Source organism: Peribacillus sp. NPDC058002 (assembly GCF_042886655.1).
In the GTDB taxonomy this organism is placed as follows: domain Bacteria; phylum Bacillota; class Bacilli; order Bacillales; family DSM-1321; genus Peribacillus; species Peribacillus aracenensis.
Window position 1 is genome coordinate 1 of record NZ_JBHVQU010000301.1, and the last position, 3,851, is coordinate 3,851.

The following is a 3,851-nucleotide window of genomic DNA, read 5'->3' on the forward strand; positions in this document are numbered from 1 at the left end:
CAGTTACAGTTGCGGAATGGGTCAAAAAAGGTAATCAATAAATATATTCCAAATATATAAAGAGTCAATCGGTTATCGATTGGCTCTTTAATTTGGATAAAAGATCATGTTAAATATAATAAAATTCAAAAAGGTTTAATATCAAGGGTTACACTTTAAAAATATCCATTTTTAGGGGCTCGTGTTTTTTCCCGAAGCCATGTTTGCTAAAAGGGTGATATTACTCGTCCCAGGAGAGCTTCAAAAAAGTAAGAATATTCATTGAAGTTTAAATGCCCTTACACCCCAATGGATATGGATTTCCCTTTAAATCGAAGGGCATAGGGGAAATACTCGCACCGTTCGTAAAAGTACGCTTAAACGAACGTTGCGATTTCTTTGTAAAAAAGTCAGTTTCAATGTTTGTTTCAGCGAGAAAACAGTTTGCGAACGGCGAAAACACAATTGCTCTTTACGCAAGTTCTGAACGGAATAAAATTCTTGAAATCAAAAAGTTAATAGGATTCCTTTTTTTTCCGAATAAATGAACATTATCTACAATCCATTTGCTATTCAAAAAAATATATTGTAATTCGACTTTCTGCCATGTATGGTGTTATGAAATGCACTTTAGCTTTTCTTATATACTTTAAAAAGTTATCATGATAGAGTCTTTGTACATTGTAAATATGCACATTAATGAAACAAAACTGTATATATGGAAAAAAGGGGTGAGGCGATGAGAAAGTTACATATTATCTGTGCCGTTATAGCCGTCTTCCTTTTCTTCTTTGGCTGTTTCTTTCCTTTTGCGGTGCATTCGGAAGCCCAAAAAGTGATACGGGTTGCAGGGGATAATAACTTTCCACCTTTCGAATACTTGAGCGATTCGGGCGTTTATACCGGTTTTAATGTAGATATAATGAACGCCATTTCCATCGAGACTGGAATTAGGTTCGAATACTATCCTATGCCGTGGAACGAGGCAGTACAAGCTATGCGCTCTGGTAGGGTGGATGCAATTCAAGGCATGAAGTACAATCAGGAACGTGAAGAGATTTATGATTTTTCAGCTCCGTATTTCACAAGTTCACAAGGGATTTTTGTGTTGAAAGATAACATGTATATCCGAAAAATAGAAGATCTCAAAGGCCGGAAGGTAGCTGTACAAAAAGGTGATGTTGCAAGCGGTCTATTAAGTAAAGTAGACCGATTACAATTGGTGGAAACTAATAATCAACAAGAAGCCGTTCAGTCGCTGATCGACGGAAAAGTGGATGCTTTCATTGGAAATCGGATTACGGGTCAATATTTTCTACAGAAAAATGAGCAGCAATCACTCATTAAGATTGTCGGTGAATCACTTGACACCACAAATTATGCTGTAGCTGTGATGCCAAAAAATAAAGAGTTGCTGACACTATTCAATCAGGCAATTTCCCAAATCAAGAAAGATGGGACGTATGAAAAGATAGAGAAAAAGTGGTTCGGGGAATATATCCTGCCGAATACTCAACGACTACGCAAAACGCTGTTGTATTTGGAAATTGGTCTTTTTATTACCTTCATTGTAATTTCTCTCATCTTATGGTGGAATCTCAGCCTTAAACGAGAAGTAGCTAAGCGAACCGAGCAAATTGAGCACGTGAATAAAGACTTGGAAGAGAAGATGCTGCTACTTGAGGAAAACATTCATTTTCAGCAACAAGTATTAAACAGTGCCTACAGTTCGCTTATTACACTGAATCAGCAAGGTCTTGTATCAATGATCAATGTCAGGGCTATGGATTATTTGGAGTTGGACGGTAATGTTGTTAGAAAACCTTTTCAGGATCTGCCCATTACCAGTTTCATCCCGGAAAAGGAGATTAAGGCTGCGTTAGAAAGAAAGAGAGTTTTCTTGCAAAAGGAAACGCTGTGGTCTCCGAATGCGGGCCAAAAAAGGTATATTACTTACAGCGTGTATCCAATTCAGACTATTGGGGGAGAAAATGTAGGTGCGGTGTTGAATTTTTTCGATATTACGGAACAAAAACAGCTGGAGAGAAAAGTGGCTCAGGATGATCGCTTGCGTTCATTGGGACAACTTGTGGCGGGTATCGCACATGAGATAAGAAATCCGTTAACATCAATCCTTACCTATACACAATTACTGCCGAAAAAATTTGCAAGCGCAGATTTCCGTACATTCTTTTCCGAACAGGTCACTAGTGAAATTACCAGACTTAATACATTAATTAACGATTTGCTCGATTATTCCCGCCCTAAAAAATCAGAACCTGTCACGTTTTCGCTGAATGAGACCATGGAAGGGATTGAGCTATTGCTTAAGCCGAAAATCAAAGAAAAAAACCTGCGTATTGTTCGTGAGTTCGCCGGAGACATTCAGGCAACTGCAGATACACAGCAGATCAAACAAGTGCTGGTGAACGTCATTCTTAATGCCATTCAGGCGTCCAATATAGGGGGAACCCTTATTTTTCGGGCATATTATCGGGATATGTTCACTGTCGTTGAAATCGAGGATGAAGGCATCGGCATTTCGGAAGAAGACATTGATAAGATCTTTGAACCGTTTTACACCAGGAAACCGAACGGGGTCGGGCTTGGTCTTTCTATTTCATATCAGCTTGTCAAAGAAAACGATGGTACTATTGAGACAAGAAGTGAAGCAGGAAAAGGTACAGTAGTGACCATTTGTTTACGGCATTAATACAGAAAGGGTGAAGACGATGTACGATATCATGATTATTGATGATGAGCCAACCATTTGTCAGTCACTAACGTTTGCATTGGAAGACCAGTATCATGTTTATTCGTTTACAGACCCACGTGAAGCGCTTCCACTTCTCGAAAGAGCGGAAATCGCCATCGTTTTGCTGGATTTGAAAATCGGGGAATACAATGGGATGGAAGTGTTAGAAGAAATCAAGCGCCTCTCCCCCTCGACAGTCGTCATCATGATGACGGCCTATGGTACCATTCCATCTTCCGTGGAAGCAATGCGTAAGGGGGCGTTTTCATATGCAACAAAGCCTCTTCATATTGATGAATTGGAAGTGCTGATGCAAAAAGCAGAAGAAGTGTATACGCTTCAGTCCAAAGTGAAATGGCTGAGTGAAGAATTGGATAAGGTGGCAGGAGTGAACGGCCTTATCGGTGAAAGTTTGTCAATGCGCAAAATATTTTCCCTAATCGAGAAAGTGAAGGATATCGATTCTAACATTCTCATAGAAGGGGAAAGTGGAACCGGCAAAGAAGTTGTCGCCAGAACGATCCATAATCAAAGCAAGCGCAGAAACAAAAAGTTTCAGGCTATTAATTGTGCCGCCATTCCGACTCACCTGTTGGAATCAGAATTATTTGGATACGAAAAGGGAGCATTTACAGGGGCGACACAGCGGAAATATGGACTTTTTGTGTTGGCGGAAGGAGGAACAATCTTTCTTGACGAAATCGGTGAGATGGATTTGGCGCTGCAAGGGAAAATTTTGCGCGTTCTACAAGAGAGAAAGGTAATGCCCGTTGGAGGGATGGAAGAAGTCAGCATCGATGTCCGTATCATTGCTGCGACAAACAGAGACTTGGTCAAAGAAGTAAAAGAAAATCGATTTCGTGAAGATTTATATTACAGATTAAATGTGATTCCGATTCACCTTCCTGCTTTACGTGAACGAAAAGAAGACATACCGTTGTTGTTGGAATTTTTCATTGCCAAAATCGGTGATAGAATGGGAAAGCCTGTAGAAGGAATTTCCCATGAAGCGCTGCAGCTTTTACAGCAATATGACTTCCCAGGAAATATTCGGGAACTCCAGAACGTGATTGAAAGGGCCATTGCGCTTACGAATGAATCTTATATACAGAAAGCT

Annotated in this window: 2 protein-coding genes; both read left to right on the plus strand. The window is 40.0% G+C overall.

Going from position 1 to position 3,851, the window contains the following annotated elements; genetic code table 11:
* Positions 1-718 precede the first annotated feature (718 nt).
* On the plus strand, positions 719-2,692 hold the full coding sequence (locus ACFVSH_RS23900; RefSeq protein WP_387708214.1) for a transporter substrate-binding domain-containing protein: 1,974 nt from the start codon (positions 719-721) through the stop codon (positions 2,690-2,692).
* 19 nt (positions 2,693-2,711) lie between these two features.
* The coding region (locus tag ACFVSH_RS23905; RefSeq protein ID WP_387708216.1) for a sigma-54-dependent transcriptional regulator at positions 2,712-3,851 on the plus strand (1,140 nt) is incomplete at its 3' end.

What these genes read in the sequence shown, in the direction of transcription:
- ACFVSH_RS23900 (WP_387708214.1), top strand. Translation starts at nt 719, where the DNA reads ATGAGAAAGTTACATATTATCTGTGCCGTTATAGCCGTCTTCCTTTTC.